We start from the raw sequence: 1,288 nt of genomic DNA on the forward strand, positions 1-1,288 counted from the left end.
CTATATAGCTACAGTCACTTGAATTAGGAAAATCAAACCCCAAGAATTGACTGGCGGCGCTTCGCGCCGCCAGTCAATTCTTGGGGTTTATGTCTTAACTTGAAAACCCTTACTAGGTTTAGTTTTTAATTCACAAAAGTGTGACAACACTTTTGTGAATTGGTATAGCTAGATCGATCGCACAGGAACGTGATGTACGCTTAAATAATCCTTAATTTCCGCGATCGTTAACTCTCCGTAATGCAGTAACGAAGCTAATAAGGCGGCTTCAGCCCTACCTTCGGTAACTGCTTGCAGGATATGTTCGCAGTTGCCAGCTCCGCCCGAAGCGATCACAGGCACTTCCACTAAATCGGCAACTTGACGGGTAAGTTCCAGATCGTATCCCGCCTTTGTCCCATCCGCATCCATACTCGTTAGCAAAATTTCCCCCGCACCGCGCTTCACAACTTCCTGCGCCCACCAAAGGGCATCAATTCCCGTATTCTCTCTTCCACCACGCACATATACATCCCAGCCCATATTTTGAGGATCGTTCCTGCGTCTAGCATCGATCGCCACAACGATACATTGATTGCCAAAGCGATCGCTACTGCGGTTAATCAAATCAGGATCGCTGACTGCCGCCGAATTCATGCTCACTTTATCCGCACCTGCCCTTAAAAGTTCGCGAATATTATCGAGATTGCGAACACCCCCACCCACGGTTAGGGGAATAAATACTTGCTCTGCGGTGCGATAGACCACATCTAAAATAATGTTGCGATCTTCGTGAGTAGCCGTAATATCTAAAAACACCAGCTCATCAGCCCCCGCAAGGTTGTAAGCCTGTGCTAACTCTACGGGATCGCCAGCATCCTTCAGATCGACAAAATTTACACCTTTGACGACACGACCCGCTTTAACATCCAGACAAGGCAAAATGCGTTTTGCTAGCATAGACTTTTCAAATTTTCCCAAAAAATCACAACAATCAGCCCCAGAACGAACATTTTATACCAATTCACGAAAGTGTTGTCACACTTTCGTGAATTAAAAACCAGACCTAGTAAGGTTTTTCAATTTAAGAAATGGCAACGCCATTTCTTAAATTGGTTTTACAGCGCTTTATTTTGTAATACCAATTCAAAAAATGGCAACGCCATTTTTTGAATTGGTATTCTAGCTATATTCACTTAAGTCATGACATCAAACCCAATAGAGAGTTGCGGCGCGAAGCGCCACAACTCTCTATTGGGTTTGATGTTTGTCCTAACATTACTGACTATAGTTGTATAGCTACAGTCAC

General features: G+C 44.3%; 1 protein-coding gene. It reads right to left on the reverse strand.

Features of this window, described 5'->3' with window-relative positions; all coding sequences use genetic code 11:
* Positions 1 to 168: 168 nt before the first annotated feature.
* Positions 169 to 939, reverse strand: coding sequence for an imidazole glycerol phosphate synthase subunit HisF (hisF, locus tag AC805_RS16405; protein ID WP_055076412.1), 771 nt, complete (start codon positions 937 to 939; stop codon positions 169 to 171).
* Between the last annotated feature and the right edge of the window lie 349 nt (positions 940 to 1,288).

Origin of the sequence: Pseudanabaena sp. 'Roaring Creek', assembly GCF_001402795.1 — a bacterium.
GTDB lineage: Bacteria > Cyanobacteriota > Cyanobacteriia > Pseudanabaenales > Pseudanabaenaceae > Pseudanabaena.